This is a genomic window from Pseudoduganella sp. R-43 (genome assembly GCF_049913255.1).
Classification (GTDB): Bacteria; Pseudomonadota; Gammaproteobacteria; order Burkholderiales; family Burkholderiaceae_D; genus Rugamonas.
Map to the genome: position 1 here is coordinate 3,780,230 of NZ_CP183988.1, position 19,136 is coordinate 3,799,365.

General features: G+C 63.0%; 20 protein-coding genes. 4 read left to right on the plus strand and 16 right to left on the minus strand.

Annotation, left to right across the window (positions count from 1 at the left end; all coding sequences use genetic code 11):
• Positions 1–6: 6 nt before the first annotated feature.
• From ACN9M3_RS17160 to ACN9M3_RS17185, 6 genes are read right to left on the minus strand one after another with little or no spacing between them, the layout of a single operon-like run.
• Positions 7–903: an SDR family oxidoreductase gene (locus ACN9M3_RS17160; RefSeq protein WP_426161684.1), complete on the minus strand. Its 897-nt coding sequence runs from the start codon at positions 901–903 to the stop codon at positions 7–9.
• Entirely contained in the window at positions 900–1,898 is a 999-nt protein-coding gene (locus ACN9M3_RS17165; RefSeq protein WP_426161685.1) for an NADP-dependent oxidoreductase, read from the minus strand. Before ACN9M3_RS17165 ends, ACN9M3_RS17160 begins: the two co-directional genes overlap by 4 nt.
• Positions 1,899–1,907: 9 nt before the next feature.
• Entirely contained in the window at positions 1,908–2,693 is a 786-nt protein-coding gene (locus tag ACN9M3_RS17170; RefSeq protein WP_426318055.1) for an SDR family oxidoreductase, read from the minus strand.
• 10 nt (positions 2,694–2,703) lie between these two features.
• On the minus strand, positions 2,704–3,006 hold the full coding sequence (locus ACN9M3_RS17175; RefSeq protein WP_426161687.1) for a Dabb family protein: 303 nt from the start codon (positions 3,004–3,006) through the stop codon (positions 2,704–2,706).
• Positions 3,007–3,016: 10 nt separating this feature from the next.
• On the minus strand, positions 3,017–4,840 hold the full coding sequence (locus ACN9M3_RS17180) for an acyl-CoA dehydrogenase (protein ID WP_426318056.1): 1,824 nt from the start codon (positions 4,838–4,840) through the stop codon (positions 3,017–3,019).
• Positions 4,840–6,018, minus strand: a complete 1,179-nt coding sequence (locus ACN9M3_RS17185) for an acetyl-CoA C-acyltransferase (protein WP_426318057.1) — start codon at positions 6,016–6,018, stop codon at positions 4,840–4,842. The genes ACN9M3_RS17180 and ACN9M3_RS17185 overlap by 1 nt, the downstream gene beginning before the upstream one ends.
• Positions 6,019–6,204: 186 nt before the next feature.
• Here ACN9M3_RS17185 and ACN9M3_RS17190 point away from each other — a divergent pair, with 186 nt between their 5' ends.
• The 4 genes from ACN9M3_RS17190 to ACN9M3_RS17205 all read left to right on the plus strand — a co-directional run bounded on the left by ACN9M3_RS17190 (position 6,205) and on the right by ACN9M3_RS17205 (position 10,039).
• Positions 6,205–7,908 (plus strand): MFS transporter, encoded by a 1,704-nt coding sequence (locus ACN9M3_RS17190; protein ID WP_426161690.1) that lies wholly within the window; start codon positions 6,205–6,207, stop codon positions 7,906–7,908.
• Between the two features lie 213 nt (positions 7,909–8,121).
• Positions 8,122–9,228 (plus strand): C1 family peptidase, encoded by a 1,107-nt coding sequence (locus ACN9M3_RS17195; protein WP_426318059.1) that lies wholly within the window; start codon positions 8,122–8,124, stop codon positions 9,226–9,228.
• 24 nt (positions 9,229–9,252) lie between these two features.
• A complete protein-coding gene (locus tag ACN9M3_RS17200) occupies positions 9,253–9,705 on the plus strand; it encodes a hypothetical protein (protein WP_426161692.1) in 453 nt (150 codons plus the stop codon).
• Positions 9,706–9,718: 13 nt separating this feature from the next.
• A complete protein-coding gene (locus tag ACN9M3_RS17205) occupies positions 9,719–10,039 on the plus strand; it encodes a protease inhibitor I42 family protein (RefSeq protein WP_426161693.1) in 321 nt (106 codons plus the stop codon).
• Here ACN9M3_RS17205 and nadC read toward each other — a convergent pair.
• From nadC to queE, 10 genes are all read right to left on the minus strand, one after another.
• The gene (gene nadC, locus ACN9M3_RS17210) at positions 10,015–10,881 is read right to left on the minus strand and encodes a carboxylating nicotinate-nucleotide diphosphorylase (RefSeq protein ID WP_426318060.1); all 867 of its coding nucleotides are present in this window, start codon (positions 10,879–10,881) and stop codon (positions 10,015–10,017) included. The two genes, ACN9M3_RS17205 and nadC, sit on opposite strands and share 25 nt — an antisense overlap.
• Positions 10,878–12,011 carry a quinolinate synthase NadA gene (nadA, locus tag ACN9M3_RS17215; protein ID WP_426318062.1) on the minus strand — a complete coding sequence of 378 codons (1,134 nt, stop codon included), beginning with the start codon at positions 12,009–12,011 and terminating at the stop codon, positions 10,878–10,880. Before nadA ends, nadC begins: the two co-directional genes overlap by 4 nt.
• Positions 12,011–13,612, minus strand: coding sequence for an ABC-F family ATPase (locus ACN9M3_RS17220; RefSeq protein ID WP_426161696.1), 1,602 nt, complete (start codon positions 13,610–13,612; stop codon positions 12,011–12,013). The genes nadA and ACN9M3_RS17220 overlap by 1 nt, the downstream gene beginning before the upstream one ends.
• Positions 13,613–13,809: 197 nt before the next feature.
• Complete coding sequence (locus ACN9M3_RS17225; protein WP_426318063.1) at positions 13,810–14,277, minus strand: hypothetical protein; 468 nt, start codon at positions 14,275–14,277, stop codon at positions 13,810–13,812.
• A 128-nt stretch (positions 14,278–14,405) separates the two neighbouring features.
• Positions 14,406–15,677 (minus strand): NAD(P)/FAD-dependent oxidoreductase, encoded by a 1,272-nt coding sequence (locus tag ACN9M3_RS17230; RefSeq protein WP_426318064.1) that lies wholly within the window; start codon positions 15,675–15,677, stop codon positions 14,406–14,408.
• Positions 15,674–16,579, minus strand: a complete 906-nt coding sequence (ldcA, locus tag ACN9M3_RS17235) for a muramoyltetrapeptide carboxypeptidase (RefSeq protein WP_426161699.1) — start codon at positions 16,577–16,579, stop codon at positions 15,674–15,676. Before ldcA ends, ACN9M3_RS17230 begins: the two co-directional genes overlap by 4 nt.
• Positions 16,576–17,472: an alpha/beta fold hydrolase gene (locus ACN9M3_RS17240; protein ID WP_426318065.1), complete on the minus strand. Its 897-nt coding sequence runs from the start codon at positions 17,470–17,472 to the stop codon at positions 16,576–16,578. The genes ldcA and ACN9M3_RS17240 overlap by 4 nt, the downstream gene beginning before the upstream one ends.
• A gap of 40 nt (positions 17,473–17,512) precedes the next feature.
• Positions 17,513–18,010 carry a tRNA adenosine(34) deaminase TadA gene (tadA, locus tag ACN9M3_RS17245; RefSeq protein ID WP_426318066.1) on the minus strand — a complete coding sequence of 166 codons (498 nt, stop codon included), beginning with the start codon at positions 18,008–18,010 and terminating at the stop codon, positions 17,513–17,515.
• Positions 17,973–18,416: a 6-carboxytetrahydropterin synthase QueD gene (gene queD / locus ACN9M3_RS17250; protein WP_130312395.1), complete on the minus strand. Its 444-nt coding sequence runs from the start codon at positions 18,414–18,416 to the stop codon at positions 17,973–17,975. The genes tadA and queD overlap by 38 nt, the downstream gene beginning before the upstream one ends.
• A 3-nt stretch (positions 18,417–18,419) precedes the next feature.
• Positions 18,420–19,052, minus strand: coding sequence for a 7-carboxy-7-deazaguanine synthase (gene queE, locus ACN9M3_RS17255; RefSeq protein ID WP_426318068.1), 633 nt, complete (start codon positions 19,050–19,052; stop codon positions 18,420–18,422).
• Positions 19,053–19,136: the final 84 nt, after the last annotated feature.

Here is a 19,136-nt window from a genome sequence, read left to right on the forward strand (position 1 = left end):
ATTCTCTCACAACATTGCGCGCAGGGCCTCACGAACCTGCGGCGTGGCTTCATAGGGATCGGCCGGATTGTTCCGGGCCACCATGTCGCGGGCCCTCTGCGCCACACCGTCCAACGCTTGCGGGTGGGTGAAGATGTAGAATTTGTCGCCCGCGATGGCGGCGAACGTCAGTTCGGCCACGTCGTGCGCCGACACCTTGCCGGAAGTAACCGCCTTGGTCACCATGGCTTGCGCCGCCATCTGGCTGGCGGTCGGCTTGCCTTCCATCGGCGTGTCGCCAGGACGATTGCGGTGCGACTGGTGGATGCCGGTCGGCACGAAGAACGGGCACAGCACCGAGGCGCCGATCGGGGCCTGCACCAGCGCCAGGTCGTGATACAGGCTTTCGGTCAGCGCCACCACGGCGTGCTTGGACACGTTGTAGACGCCCATCACCGGCGGGCAGAGCACGCCCGCCATCGAGGATGTGTTGACGATGTGGCCTTCGTAGTCCGGGTCGCGCCGGGCGCACTCGAGCATCAGGGGCGTGAAGATGCGCACGCCGTGGATCACGCCCGAGACGTTCACCCCCATCACCCAGTCCCAGTCCGCTTCCGTCGCTTCCCACAGCAGGCCGCCGAAGCCGACGCCGGCGTTGTTGAAGACAAGGTGCACCGCGCCGAACTCGCGCATCGCCGCATCGGCCAATGCCTGCACTTCGGCCGATTTGCGCACGTCGCAGCGCACGGCCACGGCCTGGGCGCCCTGCGCGCGCAGTTCTGCGGCTGTGGCGTCGAGCGCGTCCTGCTGCACATCCGCCAGCACCAGCTTCATGCCGAGCGAGTGGGCCTTGAGCGCGAATTCACGGCCAAAGCCGCTCGCGCCCCCGGTGATGACTGCAACCTTGCCTTGGAAGTTTTTCATGAGGTAAGTCTCACAAGTTGTTTACCGAAGTTGTGGCCCTGCAGCAGGCCGATAAGGGCTTCCGGCGCCGAGGCCAGGCCCTGGGAAATCGTTTCACGGTATTTGACCTGGCCCGATGCGACCAGCCTGCCCATCTCGGCCAGGCCTTGCGGCCACATATCCATATGCTCGGTGACGATGAAACCGCGCAAGGTGATGCGGCTTAGCAGCAGCTTCTTGGCGTTGCGGATCGGGATCTCGGCGCCGGTGTAGCCGGCCAGCAGGCCGCAAAGCGCGACGCGCGCAAAGGCATTGCTGCGGCCCAGCGCAGTATCGAACACTTCGCCGCCCACGTTCTCGAAAATGGCGTCGATGCCGTCCGGAGTGGCGGCTGCCAGGTCGGCCTTCAGGTTGCCGGCCTTGTAGTCGACGCAGGCGTCGAAACCCAGTTCATTGACCACGTAATCGCACTTGGCCTTGCCGCCGGCAATGCCGACCGCGCGGCAACCGGCAAGCCTGGCCAACTGGCCGACCGCGCTGCCCACCGCGCCGCTGGCTGCGGACACCACCACAGTCTCGCCCAGCTTCGGGCGCAGGATTTCATGCATGCCGTACCAGGCGGTCATGCCGGGCATGCCCACTACGCCGAGGTGGGCGGAGGCCGGGACGACGCTGGTATCAACCTTGCGCAAGCCGGCGCCGTCCGACACGCCCATCTCGGCCCAGCCGAACATGCCGGCCACGAATTCGCCGACGACGAAGCTGGCGTTGCGCGATTCGACCACCTCGCCGACCGTGCCGCCGATCATGGTCTGGTCCAGCGGCTGGGGCGCAGCATAGCTTTTCGCCTCGCTCATGCGGCCGCGCATGTATGGGTCCAGCGACAGGTAATGGTTGCGCACCAGGAGCTGGCCTTCGGCCAGCGCCGGTACTTCCACTTCTTCAAGCCGGAAATTTTCCGGCACGACGACACCGCGCGGACGCGAGGCCAGCACGATGCGATGATACTTGGACATGCAAACTCCTTAGACCGCCGAGACCCCGCCATCCACTGCCAGGACCTGGCCGGTAATGTGCCGGCCGGCGTCGGAGGCAAACAGCGCAACCGCGCCCTTCAAGTCCTCGTCGCCGCCCAGGCGCTGCAGCGGCGCTGCAGCCGCCAGCTTGTCTTCACCCATGGCCTTGATCACGCCTGCGCTCAATTTCGACGGGAAGAAGCCCGGCGCCAGCGCGTTGACGTTGATACCGTACTCGCCCCACTCGCCCGCGAGGGCGCGGGTGAGGTTGATCAAGGCCGCCTTGGACGTATTGTAAGCGACGGTCTTCATGGTGCCGGGGCCATTGCCGGCCAGGCCGGCAATCGATGCGATATTGATAATGCGGCCGGAGCGGCGCGGAATCATGGAGCGCTTGCCGACGGCTTGCGACAGCAGGAAGATGCTGCGCACGTTCAGGTTCATCACCTTGTCCCAGGCTTCCAGTGGATAGTCTTCCGCCGGAGCGCCCCAGGTGGCGCCGGCGTTATTGACCAGGATGTCGACATGGCCGCCCAGCGCGGCCAGCGCCGCGTCCACCAGCGGATCGATCGATGCTTCCTTGCCCAGGTCGGCGGCGATGGCGAACGCTTCGACGCCGTTTTCCTTCAGCACTGCAACCGCTTCGTCCAGGTCGGCCTGCTTGCGCGAAGTGACCACCACCTTCGCGCCCAGTTCGCCCAGTGCCAGGGCCATTTGCAGGCCCAGGCCGCGCGAGCCGCCGGTGACGAGTGCAGTCTTGCCTTTGAGGTCGAAGAGTTCCTGGGTAGTTCGCATGGTCGAGTCCTTAAATTGTGTAATCCATGCACTGGCGCGCATCGCGCACAGCGCTGAAGAATGGTTTGAGTGCCTGGTGCTGCGGGTGCGACTGGTAGGCGTCGAGCGCCTGCTTGCTTTCGAATTCGGAATACAGCACGACGTCGCAGGTCGCTTCCAGGCCCGGTTCGGCGATGGCCACTTCGAGCTTCAGGATGCCGGGGACGATGCCGGCACAGGCCAGCAACTGCTCCTTCATTTTGGCCGCGTTGGCGGCGCGGCCGGCGCCTTCGGCATAGTCTTTCAGCTTCCACATGACGATGTGCTTGATCATTCGTTACTCCTCAGAACCACGCGTCCTGCATGTCGAGCGTGGTCGTATCGAGGGCGGCCAGCAGGTCCAGCTGCGGCTGGACCCTGGGCAGCTCCCATTGGTAGAAATAGCGGCAGGCTTGCAGTTTGCCGCGCCGGAAGTTGTCCTCTTCCGGCAGCCCGGCCACAGCCGCCATGGCTTGCTGCAGCCAGATCCAGGCCACCACCACATGCCCCACCGCCTCCAGGTAGACCGTGGCGTTGGCCAGGGTCCGGTTAAGGTCGGGGGCAGCATACAGGGCCTGCGTCACTTCTTCAACCCGGCGCCAGGCGGCATCGAGGGCATTGGCGTAGGCGACAAGCTGGCGCGCGTCCGCGCCGCGGCCGGCGCCGCGCGCGCTGTGCACCGTGGCGCGGATTTCTTCGGCCATGGTCTTGAGCAGCGCACCGTCATGGATGCTGGCCTTGCGGCCCAGCAGGTCCAGGCCGTGGATGCCCTGCGTGCCTTCGTGGATCTGGTTCAGGCGGTTGTCGCGGTAGAACTGCTCGACGTTGTACTCGCGGGTGTAGCCGTAGCCGCCATGCACCTGGATCGCCAGGTTATTCGCCTCCAGCCCCCATTGCGAGGGCCAGGACTTGGTGATCGGTGTCAGGAATTCCAGCAGGCGGCCGGCGCGCTGGCGGATCTCCGGCGTTTCGCCGGTATGCTCGTCGTCCACCAGGCGCGCACTGTACAGGCACAACCCCAACGCCCCTTCGGCGTAGGCTTTTTGCGCCAGCAGCATGCGGCGCACGTCGGTGTGGGCAATGATGGGCAGTTGCGGCGAGGCCGGATCCTTGGCTGCCGGATGCCGGCCCTGCGGGCGTTCACGGGCGTAATCCAAAGCGTGCAGGTAGCCGGTGTAGCCCAGTACCGCGGCCGCCAGGCCCACACCGATGCGCGCCTCGTTCATCATGTGGAACATGTTGAGCAGGCCCTGGCCTTCGCGGCCGACCAGGTAGCCGACAGCGCCGCTGCGGCCGCCGGGCAGATGACGCCCTTCGCCGAAGTTCAGCAGGCAGTTGGTGGTGCCGCGGTTGCCCATCTTGTGGTTCAGGCCTGCCAGGGCGATGTCGTTGCGCTCGCCGTTGTCGAGGAACTTGGGGACGATGAACAGGGAAATGCCTTTGACGCCGGGCACCAGCTTGCCGTCCGGGCCGGGAATCTTGGCCAGCACCAGGTGCACGATGTTCTCGGCCAGTTCGTGCTCGCCGCCGGAAATCCACATCTTGTTGCCGGTCAGCCGGTACTGGCCTTCGGTGTCGGGATCCGGTTCGGCGCGGGTGGCGATGTCGGACAGGCTGGAGCCGGCCTGCGGCTCGCTCAGGCACATGGTACCGAACCAGCGTCCTTCCAGCATTGGCCGCACGAAGTGCTCGACCTGCGCCGCGGATGCGCACTTGAGCAGCGTATTGGCGTTGCCGATAGTGAGGAAGGCGTAGCTCGCAGTGGCCATGTTGGCCGCGGTGAAGTAGGCGGTGACCGCCTTTTCCACCGTCAGCGGCAATTGCATGCCGCCCAGCGCGTAGTCCTGGCCGGCGGCCATCAGGCCCGCTGCCGAGAAGGCGTCCAGTGCGCGCTTCACTTCCGGGATCACGCTCACGCGTTCACCGTCGAACTGCGGCTCCTGCTGGTCGCTCAGCTTGTTATGCGGGGCGAACAGGTCGGTGGCGATCTGCTCGGCGGTGTTGAGGGCCGCAGTGAAGGTCTCGCGGCTGTGGTCGGCAAAGCGCGGACGCGCGGCCAGCCCTTCGGCGTCGAGCCAGTCGTACAGCATGAATTCGACATCGCGGCGGTTCAGCAGCCGGGACGACATCACACCACCTCGAACAGGCCTGCCGCACCCTGGCCGCCACCGATGCACATGGTGACCACCACATATTTCACGCCGCGGCGCTTGCCTTCGATCAGCGCGTGGCCGACCATGCGGGCGCCGGAGACGCCATAAGGATGGCCCACAGCGATGGCGCCACCGTTCACGTTCAGGCGCTCCATCGGAATGCCAAGCTTGTCGGCGCAATACAGCACCTGCACGGCGAAGGCTTCATTCAGCTCCCACAGGCCGATGTCTTCGACCTTCAGGCCTGCGCGCCCGAGCAGTTTCGGCACGGCGAAGACCGGGCCGATCCCCATTTCGTCCGGCTCGCATCCGGCAACGGCGAAGCCGCGGAAGACGCCCAGCGGCTGCAAGCCTTTGGCAGCTGCAATGCGGTCGCTCATGACGATGGCGCAGGAGGCGCCGTCGGAGAACTGGCTGGCATTGCCCGCCGTGATCACGCCGCCCGGCACGGCAGTGCGGATGCCGCGCACCGCTTCCATGGTGGTGCCGGCGCGGATGCCCTCGTCGGCCGCAATCGTCACTTCGCGCGTGCCCAGCATGCCGGTCGCCTTGTCGGCCACGCCCATGGTGACCGTCATCGGCACGATCTCGGCATCGAAGCGGCCGGCGGCCTGCGCGGCTGCGGCGCGCTGCTGGCTCTGCACGCCGTACTCGTCCTGGCGTTCCCTGGCAATGCCATAGCGCCTGGCCACGATTTCGGCGGTCTGCAGCATCGGCAGGTAGATCGCGGGCTTGTGTTCGTTCAGCCAGACGTCCTTGTACATGTGCATATTCATTTCCTGCTGCACGCAGGAGATCGACTCCACCCCGCCGGCCGCGAAGATCTCGCCCTCGCCCGCCAGCACGCGCTGGGCGGCGCTGGCGATGGCCTGCAGCCCGGAAGAGCAGAAACGATTGACGGTCATGCCGGGAACGGTGACCGGCGCGCCGCCGCGCAAGGCGATCTGGCGCGCGATATTGCCGCCGGTGGCGCCTTCCGGATTGGCGCAGCCCATGATGACGTCCTCCAGCTCGCCCGCTTCAATGCCGGCGCGTGCGATGGCCGCCTGCAGCACGTGGCCGCCGAGGCTGGCGCCGTGGGTCATGTTGAAGGCGCCTTTCCAGGATTTGGCGAGGCCGGTGCGCGCGGTTGAAACGATGACTGCTTCGGTCATGGGTGTCTCCTCTGGATGAATGTTTCGAACCAGCATAGCACAGGTTTAGCACGGTCGTTCGCTAAATTAGCGCCGTTGTAAGTTTTGTGTAAGTTTCAAGAAAGAATGCTGTAAGAATACTGGTCCAGACTCCATCCTGCCGTTGAAGCATTTGGAACACTAACTATTAATCTGGAGACAAGCATCATGGCAATTAGTTCTGGCACCGCCGACGGGCGGAGCATGGGCGGCGGCAAGGCCGCGCCGATGACCAAGGAAGAGAAGAAGGTCATCTTCGCCTCTTCGCTCGGTACCGTGTTCGAATGGTACGACTTTTACCTTTACGGTTCGCTGGCATCGATCATCGCCAAGCAGTTCTTCGTCGGCGACCCGACCACCTCCTTCATTTTCGCGCTGCTGGCCTTCGCTGCCGGCTTCATCGTGCGCCCCTTCGGCGCCATCGTGTTCGGCCGCCTGGGCGACATGATCGGCCGTAAATACACCTTCCTGGTGACCATCCTGATCATGGGCCTGTCCACCTTCATCGTGGGCCTGCTGCCGAACTACGCCAGCATCGGCATCGCGGCGCCCATCATCCTGGTCGCACTGCGCCTGCTGCAAGGCCTGGCGCTGGGCGGCGAGTACGGCGGCGCAGCGACCTATGTGGCGGAACATGCGCCGCACGGCAAGCGCGGCCTGTTCACGGCCTGGATCCAGACCACCGCAACGCTGGGCTTCTTCCTGTCGCTGCTGGTGATCCTGGCCTGCCGCAATTCGATGCCGCTGGAAGAGTTTGAATCCTGGGGCTGGCGCATTCCGTTCCTGGTGTCCGTGGCACTGCTGGGCATCTCGGTCTGGATCCGCCTGTCGATGAACGAGTCCCCTGCTTTCGCCAAGATGAAGGCTGAAGGCAAGACCTCGAAGGCGCCGCTGAGCGAGGCCTTCGGCCAGTGGAAGAACCTGAAGATCGTGATCCTGGCGCTGCTCGGCCTGACCATGGGCCAGGCGGTGGTGTGGTACACCGGCCAATTCTACGCGCTGTTCTTCATGATCCAGACGCTCAAGATGGATATCGCGACTGCCAACATCCTGATCGCCATTGCGCTGATCCTGGCAACGCCGTTCTTCATCTTCTTCGGCAGCCTGTCCGACAGGATCGGCCGCAAGTGGATCATCCTGGGCGGCTGCCTGATTGCAGCAGCAACCTACTTCCCGCTGTTCGGCGCGCTGACCCACTACGGCAACCCGCAGCTGGAATCGGCGATCAAGAATTCGCCGGTGGTCGTGGTGGCTGATCCTGCATCGTGCCACTTCCAGTTCAACGCGACCGGCGAGAAGAAATTCCCGTCGTCCTGCGACATCGCAACCTCGATGCTGTCGAAAGCTTCCGTCGCCTACACCCGCCAGGATGCGCCTGCCGGCAGCGTGGCCGTGATCAAGGTCGGCGACAAGGAGGTCCAGTCCTTCAATGCGACCATGACCGCCGACGGCCTCAACTTCGATGCCGATTCGAAGAAGAAGGAAGGCGAGCTGAAAAAGTCCGTCGCTGAAACCGTGAAGGCGGCAGGCTATCCGGCCAAGGCCGACCCGGCGCAGATCAACAAGCCGATGATGGTGCTGATCCTGTGGGTGCTGGTGATTTACGTGACCATGGTGTACGGCCCGATTGCAGCGATGCTGGTGGAACTGTTCCCAACCCGCATCCGCTATACCTCGATGTCGCTGCCATACCATATCGGCAACGGCTGGTTCGGCGGCCTGCTGCCCACCACTGCTTTCGCACTGGTGGCGTTCAAGGGCGACATCTACTACGGCCTGTGGTATCCGATCGTGATCGCACTGGCCACCCTGGTGATTGGCGCCCTGTTCATCCGTGAGACCAAGGACAACAACATCTACGCACAAGACTGAGCCGCCAGCGCGTTCAGCCCAGGCCGCCTTCGGGCGGCCTTTTTCATTGCGGCGTCGACCGCACAAGGCGCGGGAGCTTTGAGATACCTCAATCCCCGCGCATTCAAGGGACTTGAAATATCGACCGCCTCCTATACTCAAGCTGCTCCCATGGCCCCGTATTCACAGGGTAGAGCAAGCAGGAAATCCCATCAGCTTCATCAGGAGAAGGCCATGACTATTGAAACCATTTCCCTCCAGCAGATCAAGGATGCACTCGCAAAAGAAGGCGATCCTTGGGAGGCTGGAGTGACCACCATGTCCGTACTGCTGCCCGACGAGCAGCAACTGCGCCTGGGGGTCAAGCCGCCGCCCGGCGAGGCGTCGATCGACCAGGTTGCGGCGCGCAGCCGGCAGAACCGGGAAGCATTGCGCGCCCGCGCATCCGAGAACATTGCCGCGCCCAGCGCCTACGATCTGCGCAATGTGGGCGGGAAGAACTTCGTCACCGATGTCACCGACCAGGGCAATTGCGGCTCCTGCGTGGCATTCGGCACCATCGCAACCGTGGAAGGACGCCTGCGCGTCCAGCGCAACAACCCTGCGCTGAGCATCAACCTGAGCGAAGCACACCTGTTCTTCGTGTATGCCAAGGCGGCGGGCTACAACTGCGATACCGGCTGGTGGCCGGAGTACGCGTTTGACGCCTTCAAGCAAGGCGTGGTCGACGAAGCCTGCTATCCCTATGACCTGAATCACCGTGAAGGCAACCTGTGCAGCAATGCGGCCGAGCGGCTGACGCGCATTACCGGCTATACGGCGTTGACCAACAACCCGGCACAGATGAAGGAGTGGATCGCCACCAAGGGCCCGGTCAGCGCCTGCTTCGTGGTCTACAACGACTTCTTCAGCTACAAGAGCGGCATCTACCGTCACGTGACGGGGGGGCAGGCCGGCGGGCACTGCGTGTCCATCGTCGGTTATAACGACAACCCAGGCTATTGGATCTGCAAGAACAGCTGGGGCAATGCCTGGGGCGATGCCGGCTTCTTCAATATTGCCTACGGCGAGTGCGCCATTGACAGCTGGCGCAACCACGGCGTGGACGCCATCCAGAACACCGGCTGGCAGAACAATGCGCGCGTCACCGGCCTGTGGGCCATCGACCAGCAGCGCAATGCCTGGGCCTATTTCCAGGGACTCGGATGGCGCAAGATTTCCAACGAAACCGATGCCATTTTCTACGACATGCTGACCGACCTGATTGCAGCCAAAGCATCCGGCCGCGCTGTCAACTTCTACGAAGTGGACAACGTGATCAAGCAAGCCTATGTATTCTGAACCGCAGTAATTTCGGAGAACATCATGACTGAATCACAACCGACAATGACACCTGGCGGCGCCCAGGCATCCGGCGTCGTGGAGTACGACGCACCAAGTATGAGCCCGGCAACCGTGCTACCCGACGGCGATGGCGCGACGGCGCTTCTCCTGCAAAGCCCGCCCGTGCCCACTATCGGCCTCGAACTGTTGGCACGGCAGAGCTCCCCTGCCCTGCCCGCCCAGGCTGCCGGCACCGCAGTGGGCGCGGTGACGGCGTGGCAAAATGACAAACGCTTCACTGCACTGTGGACTATCGCCGAAGACCGCAACGCCTGGGTTGGCGTGTCCGGCATCGGCTGGAAGAAGCTGTCCAACGCAAGCGAAACGGCGACCACCGGCCTGGCCATGTTGTCTGCCCATGCGCGCGACCGCGAGCGCCAGGTCAACTACCGCGACGAAGCCGATGGCATGATTCACGAAATGTACGTCTGGTAAACGGGAGGCCGGGATGCAGGTGGATGAGTCGCAAGCTGGCAGCAGCGTCGACCTCGCCGAGGGTGAGCTGCTGATCGTGCGCCTGAAGGAAAACCCAAGCACGGGATACCGCTGGGCCGTCGAACAGGCCGGCGGACTGGCGTGGGAGGATGGCGGCAGCGGTCCGGCCGGCGTGCCCGGCGCTGCCGGCATCCACGAGTTCCGCGCACGCGCCGACCGCGTGGGCCGGCACGACATCTGCCTGAAACACTGGCGCGACTGGGAAGGCGAGCGCGGCATCATCGCCCGCTATCCCTTGACCCTGCAGGTTCAGCCGATGATACGCAGCGAGTAATCGGTGGCCTTGATGTCTTTCGTCAAGGCGCCGATGGAAATGCGGTGCACGCCGGTTTCGGCGATGGCGCGCACCGTGTCGAAATTAACACCGCCGGAAGCTTCCAGCAGCGCCCGCCCGCCGTTCAGTTGCACGGCTGCGCGCATCATGTCGAGGTTGAAGTTGTCGAGCAAGATGGAGGCCGCGCCGGCAGACAGGGCTTCTTCCAGTTGCTCCAGCGTTTCCACTTCAACCTGGATGCTGACTTTCGCGTCCAGGCGCTTGGCCGCCGCCAGTGCAGCCGTGATGCCGCCTGCCGCCGCGATATGGTTCTCCTTGATCAGGATGCCGTCGTACAACGCCAGGCGCTGGTTCTGGCCGCCGCCCACGCGCACCGCGTATTTCTGCGCCAGGCGCATGCCCGGAATCGTCTTGCGGGTATCGAGGATGGCCGCGGTGGTGCCTGCGATCACGTCGACATAGCGACGGGTCGCAGTGGCAACGCCGGACATCAGCTGCATGAAATTCAGCGCCGAGCGCTCGGCAGTCAGGATGGCGCGGGCCGGGCCGACGATGGTGCAGACAGGCGTGTCAGCGGCCATCAGGTCGCCTTCAGCGTAATGCCAGTCGATGCCGATGGACGGATCCAGCGCTTCCATCACGCCTTCGAACCAGGGTGCGCCGCACAGGACCGCCTCTTCGCGCACGATCACGCGCGCGGTAGCACGGCCATCTTCCGGCACCAGCTTGCCGGTCAGGTCGCCAGTGCCGATATCTTCCATCAGGGCCGCCAGCAGGTTGCGCTCGTACGCGCCCGCCAAGGCATCGTCAAACGGTGCGAATGTATTTTTCAGGGTACTCATGCCGGACCGATACCTTGGAACAGTTGCGCTTCTTTCGCCAGGTCGGCGCCTGGCGCGACCTTGGCTTTCCTGGCCGCCGCGAAATCGAGCATGCGGTTGATCGAACGCTGGGCCAGCTTGCCGACTTCGGGATCGACGTGGATCTCGTTATTCATGTTCTCCAGCACGTCGGCCAGGTTGCGCAAGCCGTTCATCGCCATCCATGGGCAGTGCGCACAGCTCTTGCAGGTCGCGCTGTTGCCGGCGGTAGGCGCTTCGATGAAGGTCTTGCCCGGGGCCGCCATGCGCATCTTGTGCAGGATACCGTTGTCGGTCGCGACGATGAATTCGGTGTTCGGCAGGCTGACAGCAGCGGCGATCAGCTGCGAAGTCGAGCCCACCACGTCGGCTTGCTCAACCACGCCGGCCGGCGACTCCGGGTGCACCAGCACTTTGGCGTTCGGGTGCTCGGCCTTCAGCAGGTCCAGCTCCGCGCCTTTGAATTCGTCGTGCACCAGGCAGGAGCCCTGCCACAGCAACATGTCGGCGCCAGTCTGCTTCTGGATGTAGGAACCAAGGTGCTTGTCCGGTGCCCACAGGATCTTCTTGCCCTGCTCGTGCAGGTGCTTGACGATGTCCAGGCCGATCGAGGACGTGACCATCCAGTCTGCGCGCGCCTTCACCGCGGCACTGGTGTTGGCGTACACCACCACGGTGCGGTCCGGATGCTGGTCGCAGAAGGCGATGAAGTCTTCCGGCGGGCAGCCCAGGTCCAGCGAACAGGTGGCGTCCAGGTCCGGCATCAGCACGGTTTTCTCCGGACTCAGGATCTTGGAGGTCTCGCCCATGAACTTGACGCCGGCCACCACCAGGGTCTTGGCCGGATGGTCGCGCCCGAAGCGCGCCATTTCCAGCGAATCGGAGACGCAGCCGCCGGTTTCCTCGGCCAGGTCCTGCAGGTCGGCGTCCACGTAGTAGTGGGCCACCAGCACGGCGTTGCGCTCGCGCAGCAGGGTCTTGATGCGTTCCTTCAGCAGGATCTTTTCATTGGCCGGCACGGGTGCCGGGGTGCGGGCCCACGCGTGGGCCACGCAGCTGCCGCCTTCGACCGGCTTCTCGAATTCGACAGTCTTGATCGGAGTTTCAATCATTACTCGATGCCTTGGCTCTTCAGATATTCCTCATAGCCGCCGCGGAAGTCCACGACTTCGTTTTCCTTGATCTCGATGATGCGGGTGGCCAGCGAGGAAACGAACTCGCGGTCATGCGACACGAAGATCAGGGTGCCGGCGTACTTTTCCAGGGCGATGTTGAGCGACTCAATCGATTCCATGTCCATGTGGTTGGTCGGCTCGTCCAGCAGCAGGACATTGTGACGGCCCAGCATCAGCTTGCCATACATCATACGACCTTTTTCGCCACCCGACAGGACCTTGACCGATTTCTTGACTTCGTCGCCGCCAAACAGCAGGCGGCCCAGCGAGGAGCGCACCGCCTGGTCGTCGTCGCCTTCCTTGGTCCACTGGCCCATCCAGTCGGTCAGGTTGATGTCCGCAGCGAATTCCTCGGTCGGATCCTGCGGCATGTAGCCGACGTTGGCGTTTTCCGCCCACTTCACAAGGCCGGTATCGCTGTCCAGGCCCGTGATGTCCTTGCCGCCGATGCAGCGCAGCATGGTGGTCTTGCCGGCGCCGTTGGCGCCAATGATGGCAATGCGCTCGCCCGCTTCGATCATCAGGTCGACGTTCTTGAACAGGGTGCGGTCGTAGGTCTTCGAGATGCCCTGGGTTTCCACGGCCAGGCGGTGCAGCTTTTTCTCGCCGTCGAAGCGCACGAACGGATAGGCACGCGACGATGGCTTGATGTCCTCGATCTTGATCTTGTCGATCATCTTGGCGCGCGAAGTAGCCTGGCGGGCCTTGGACTTGTTGGCCGAGAAGCGGCGAACGAAGTCCTGCAGTTCGGCGACCTTCTCTTTCGCCTTGGCGTTGTTGGCCAGCTGCTGGTTGCGGGCCTGGGTCGAGGCCAGCATGTATTCGTCGTAGTTGCCCGGATAGATCTTCAGGGTGCCGTAGTCCATGTCGGCGACGTGGGTGCAGACCTGGTTCAGGAAGTGACGATCGTGGGAAATGATGATCATCGTCGAATCGCGCTGGTTCAGGGTGTCTTCCAGCCAGCGGATGGTGTTGATGTCCAGGTTGTTGGTCGGTTCGTCCAGCAGCAGGATGTGCGGATTGGAGAACAGGGCCTGCGCGAGCAGCACGCGCAGCTTCCAGCCCGGCGCCACGGCGCTCATCGGGCCCTGGTGCAGGCTGATGTCGATGCCGGCGCCCATCAGCAGCTCGCCGGCGCGCGCTTCGGCGGTGTAGCCGTCATATTCGGCGACCTTGCCTTCCAGTTCGGCCGCTTCCATGTAGTCGTCGTCGGTGGCTTCCGGGTTGGCGTAGATGGCGTCGCGCTTGGTCATCGCTTCCCACATCTCGGTGTGGCCCATCATGACCACGTCCAGCACGCGCATTTCTTCGTAGGCAAACTGGTCCTGGCGCAGCTTACCGAGGCGCTCGTTGGCGTCCAGGCTGACGTTGCCGGCAGACGGTTCCAGGTCGCCGCCCAGGATTTTCATGAAGGTCGACTTGCCGCAGCCGTTCGCTCCGATCAGGCCGTAGCGGTTACCGTCGCCAAACTTGACGGAGATGTTCTCGAACAGCGGCTTGGCGCCGAACTGCATGGTGATGTTTGCGGTAGAAAGCATGCTGGGAAAATGGTGAGAAAAAGCGAATCGGGCATTATACCCCGTCGACCACAGGGGCGCATAGGAGCGGCCATGATTGAATGCATCAGAAAGTTGCCTTATTGATCACAGATCATGACGCTTTTACGGCAGAGCGCCGTCAACCAACAGCAGCAATACGAGGCCGTTGTCGATTTCGGGAAAAGTCCTGTGCGGTCCTAAACGGTCTTTTTTGGTCTGGCGCGGTCTGGTTTGGTCTGGAATTCCATCATTTTATTGCGTAGCGCCATTGCGGGTTGCCATTCGTCTTCATTGGGAAAACGTAACCACAGGATACGCCAGGCATTGCGCTCGCACCTGGCGACCTGATTCACAAACTGACCAGGTGAGACGCCTTGGCCTTCGTACAGCACCTCGCTGCCCTCCACATGAGCCAGGTAGTTCGTGCGCTTATAGACGGTACGCAACGTCGTGCAACTTGGCAAAAACAAGCATTTCCATTGGTACCCATCAAGGGTTGATGCTGAACGCCGGTGTTGCTGGTCCTGGAATTTCGCCATCCATTCATTGATCGCGATATCGACCAACTCAAACATTTCCTGTTTGATTCCGTGGTTGTACATAAAATTCCCCAGGCCCTGGTACGTTTCCAAAGACGCGGGCAGGCTGAACAAGATCGGATGCATGGCATTCTCCAGTTTTTTGAAAAGGACATGCCGATTTCGACCCAAACCAGACCAAAAAAGTTCAATCCAGACCAAAAAAGCTCGATCCAGATCATTCCAGACTTTTCCTGAAAATCGCGAACACCCCTCTATTGCCGCATCCAGTCCCGCAGTTCGTAGTACCAATACGTCAACTGTGCAGCGAGCAGGCCGGCCGGACCGCCAGTAGTCGGCAGCCCCCATGCCGCAAACTGTTCGACCTTGCTGAGTTCGCCCATCAAGGCGGCCGACAGCACGTCGCCGGCCAGCGAAGTCGGGCCGACGCCATGGCCACCGAACCCCATGCCATACCAGACCCCATTGGGCAGTTTGCCAAGCTGCGGCATTTTGTGGCGGCCATAGCTCATCAATCCGCTCCAGGCGTAATCGACCCTGGTACCTTCCAGTTGCGGATAGACCTTCAGCATGTCGGCATACAGCAAGCGCGCCACATCTTCCGAACTCCGCGAGCGCACCGAGATCCGTCCGCCCCACAGCATGCGGCTGTCCTGCAGTGGGCGGTAATAATCGAAGGCAAAACGCGTATCGTAGATGGCAGCATCGGTGGCAAGCACTTGCAGCATGCGCGCGCCAAGCGGCTCGGTCACCATGACGTAAGTAGCAATTGGCAGGATCGCGCCGGCCAACGCCGGATAAAGACGTTCGATATAACCACCGCAACAGACAACCACTTCATCTGCCAGCACTTCACCGGCATCGGTGGCGACGCGCCAGCCACCGTTGCTGCGTGCTTCAATTGCGGCGGCGCGGCTGCCTTCATGCAGCCGAACACCGCCAGCATGCAGCGCCCTTGCCAGGCCCTGTGCATACTTCAAAGGATGGAAATGGAAGGCATTTTCTTCGTACAGGGCGCCGAAATAGCGCTCGCTGCGGGCGCGTTCGGAAAATTCGTTGCGCGAGATGCGCTGCCATTCCACGCCAAGTTGTTCCTGCATGAAGCGCTGGCGTTCGTCCAGCACGCGCGGGTCGTCAAACCAGTTTGCAAGGTAAATGCCGCCGTGCGTGGCATCGCAATCGATACCGTATTGCAAGATGCGGCGGCGGATCTGGTCGACCGCGCCCAACGTCAACTGGTACAGCCGCCTGCCCTGCTCCGCGCCGACCGTCGCTAGCAAGGCTTGCTCGTCGAGCGAATAGCCGCCAAAAACAAACCCGCCATTGCGGCCCGATGCGCCATGGCCGACACTTTCCGCTTCGAGCAGCACGACATCCCGCTCGCCGTGCTCCATCAGCGACATTGCGGTGGCCAGGCCGGCGAAACCTGCGCCGATGATGCAGATGCGCGCGCGTTGGCTGCCTGACAGAGATGCGTAGCGTTCTCCCCGCGTGGTGGCGCGGTAGTAGCTCTCCGCACCGTTCATGGCAGGGTGGGATATCCGCTTACAGTCAGGTCGAAGCCTTCGATATCGCTTACAAGGCGAGCTTGCGCACCAAACGGCAAGGTGCAGCGCTCCTTCACATGACCAAACGGCAGCCCGGTCAGCACCGGTATCGGCAGCAGGCCACGAATGAAGGCCAGCATCGCTTCGAAATCATAGCCATTATCGTGTGCGCCCAACTTGTACCCGGAAAAGTCGCCCAGCACGATCGCCTTCTGGCGCTCCAGCACGCCCGCGTAATGCAACTGCAGCAGCATGCGCTCTACGCGATACGGATGTTCGGCGATATCTTCCAGGAACAGGATGCCGCCCTCGATCTGCGGCCAGAATGGCGTGCCGACCAGATGGTTGACCATGGCCAGGTTGCCGCCCCACAGCGTGCCCTGCACGTCGACCTGTGGATTGCCGGCTGCCGTGCCGCGCACCTGGTGGGTCGGCCCCCGCAGGCAGTCCCAGAACTGCCGCAGCGTGTATTCGACAGGCTCTTCGCGGATGAAGTCATCGCACATCATCGGCCCGGCAAAACTGATCCGGCCGGTGGCCTGGTACAAACCCATATGGAAGGCCGTGAGATCGCTGTAGCCGCTAAACAGCTTGCCACAGTCGGCCATCTTGCGGAAATCGATGCGCGGCAAGATGCGGCTGATGCCGTATTGGCCGCGCAGCATGATCACGACCTGGCAATCCGGATCCGCCGCAGCGGCATTGAGCTGCGCCAGGCGGCCGTCGTCGGTGCCGGCAAAACGCTGGAATTTGCGCTCGGCGTCGTAATAGTTGTGGACGATGCAGCCCTGCGCTTCAAGGCGGGCGATGCCGCGTGCCAGCGCGGCGTCATCGAGGGCGTAGCCGCCGGGTGCGGCGATGGCAATTCCGATATTTTTCACCCGGCCATATTACTCCGCAGGTGTTGATCGAGCAAGGTTAGCAGCCTGCCAACCAGGGCGGGCGGCATGTCGTGCCCCATGCCTTCGATCAGTTCCAGCCGCGCGCCCGGAATCTGGCGCGCCGTGTCGATGCCGCAGGCGCACGGCACCAGCGGATCGGCGTCGCCGTGGATCACCAGCGCCGGGCAGCGGATCTTGCGCAGCAGCGCGCTGCGGTCGCCGGAGGCGGCAATCGCCACCAGTTGCCGCGCCACCCCGTCGCCGCTCACATTGCGCGCCACCGCCTCGCCGGCCATCTGGCGCAGCAGGCCCTCCGGCATGGGAAACGCCGGACTGCCGATGGTGCGGAAGGTATCGACCATCTGCTCCACCACGCGCGCCCGGTGGTGGGCGCTTGGCGTGCGCCGCAGCAGGATGCGCCGGGCCGCCGGCGTCGGGCCCGGCAAGCCGGGGCGGCCGCTGCTCGACATGATGGAGGTCAGGCTCAGCGTGCGCGCCGGATAGCGCGCCGCCATGATCTGCGACACCATGCCGCCCATCGACACCCCAACAACATGCGCGGCCGCGACGCCCAGTGCATCGAGCAGCCCCACCGCATCGCCGGCCATGTCGTTCAGGGTATAGGGTGCGCGTTGGCGCCAGCCGAACAGGTGGCGCAGGTAGGCCAGCCAGAGGTTGGGCGCGCCCAAATGGTCAAAGTGGGAAGACAGGCCGGCATCGCGGTTGTCGTAGCGGATCACGTGGAAGCCGCGCTGCACCAGCCCATCGACAAATTCACCGGGCCAGGAAATCAGTTGCAGCGCGAGCCCCATGTTCAACAGCACAGCCGGCCCGGCCGGGTCGCCGCTCGACTCGTAGGTAATCGTAATACCGTTTATATCAACGCAGGCCATGGCTCAGCATAGCACCGCAGCAGCGGCGCGTGGCGCGCGCTCAGGCGACGTTGTTTTTGCGCACGGCGCGCCGTTCGACGAAGAAATCTTTCAGCACCTGGCCACAATCCTCGGCCAGCATGCCGCCCTCCACCTCGGCATGGTGATTCAGCTGGTCGCTCTCGAAAACATTGACAACCGAGCCACAGGCGCCGGTCTTGGGATCGGCGGCGCCATAGACAATGCGCGACAGGCGCGCATGCATCATGGCGCCGGAGCACATCACGCAAGGCTCCAGCGTCACATACAGTTCACAGCCGGGCAGCCGATAGTTGCCCAGCGCGTCGGCAGCCGCGCGCATCGCCATGATTTCTGCATGGGCAGTCGGATCGTGGCGGCCGATCGGCTGGTTATAGCCGCGCCCGATCACCACCCCATCCTTGACCACGACAGCGCCTACCGGCACCTCGCCTTCCGCCCAGGCGCGACGCGCTTCCAGCAGCGCCTCGCGCATGTACAGCTCATTCGACAATTTCAGCCCAGCAGTTAGGGGTTTCATGCAGCACCAGCTTGTGCAGGTGCAGGCCGGTGCCGTAGCGGTCCTTGAAGGCGGCCTTCAGGATGTCCCAGGCCACCGCAGCCAGGTTTTCCACCGTCGGGATACGGTCGATCACCACGGTCTTGTGGTTGGGCAGCGAGGACAGGAAATCCTTCACCGCGGCATCCTTCTCGTACACCAGGAAGGCGTGGTCCCACACATCGACCAGGTGTTCCTTGGCGATGGTCTTGACGTCGGAGAAGTCCATGATCATGCCGTTGTCGGAATTGCCCTCGGCGTCGATCACCTTGCCGGTCAGGGTGATTTCCAGGGTATAGCGGTGGCCGTGCAGGTTGCGGCACTGGCTCTTGTGGTCCGGGATGCGATGGCCAGCATCGAATTCCAGCTTGCGGGTGATAGTCAGCATTGCTTAAGGGATGTTCAACAGTTTATGGGTTTGCAGGCTCAGCTTCCACTTCGGGTTGCGCTTGCAGGTCTCGATCGCCAGCGTGGTATTGAAGGCCGCCAGCGGGCCGTCCATCGGCTGCACGAAGAAATTCTCGAAATCCAGGCCTTCATAGGCGGCCAGGTCCTGGTCCTTCTGCGGGATCACGACCTTGATTTCATTGCCTTTGCTAACCACCAGCTTCGAGCCCATTTTCGGGCTGACGCAGATCCAGTCCACGCCGGCCGGCACTTCGACGGTGCCGTTGGTCTCGATGGCGATGGTAAAGCCCGCCGCGTGCATCGCATCGATCAGCGGCGCATCCAGCTGCAGCAACGGTTCGCCGCCAGTAAACACCACGTACTTGTGCCCATGGCCGGGCGGCCACAGGCTGTCGATTTCCTGCGCCAGCGCCTGCGGCGTGGCAAATTTGCCACCGCGCTCGCCATCAGTGCCCACGAAGTCGGTATCGCAGAACTGGCAAACGGCGCTGGCGCGGTCCTGCTCGCGGCCCGTCCACAGGTTGCAGCCGGAAAAACGGCAGAATACGGCGGGCCGCCCGGCATGGGCGCCTTCGCCCTGCAGGGTGTAGAAAATTTCCTTGATGCTATATGTCACGGGTGAATCCAGTGGTCGGCAACCCTACATTATAGCGCGTTTCACGAAACGAAACGGCTTTGCGCTTCGTCAACGTTTACCCCT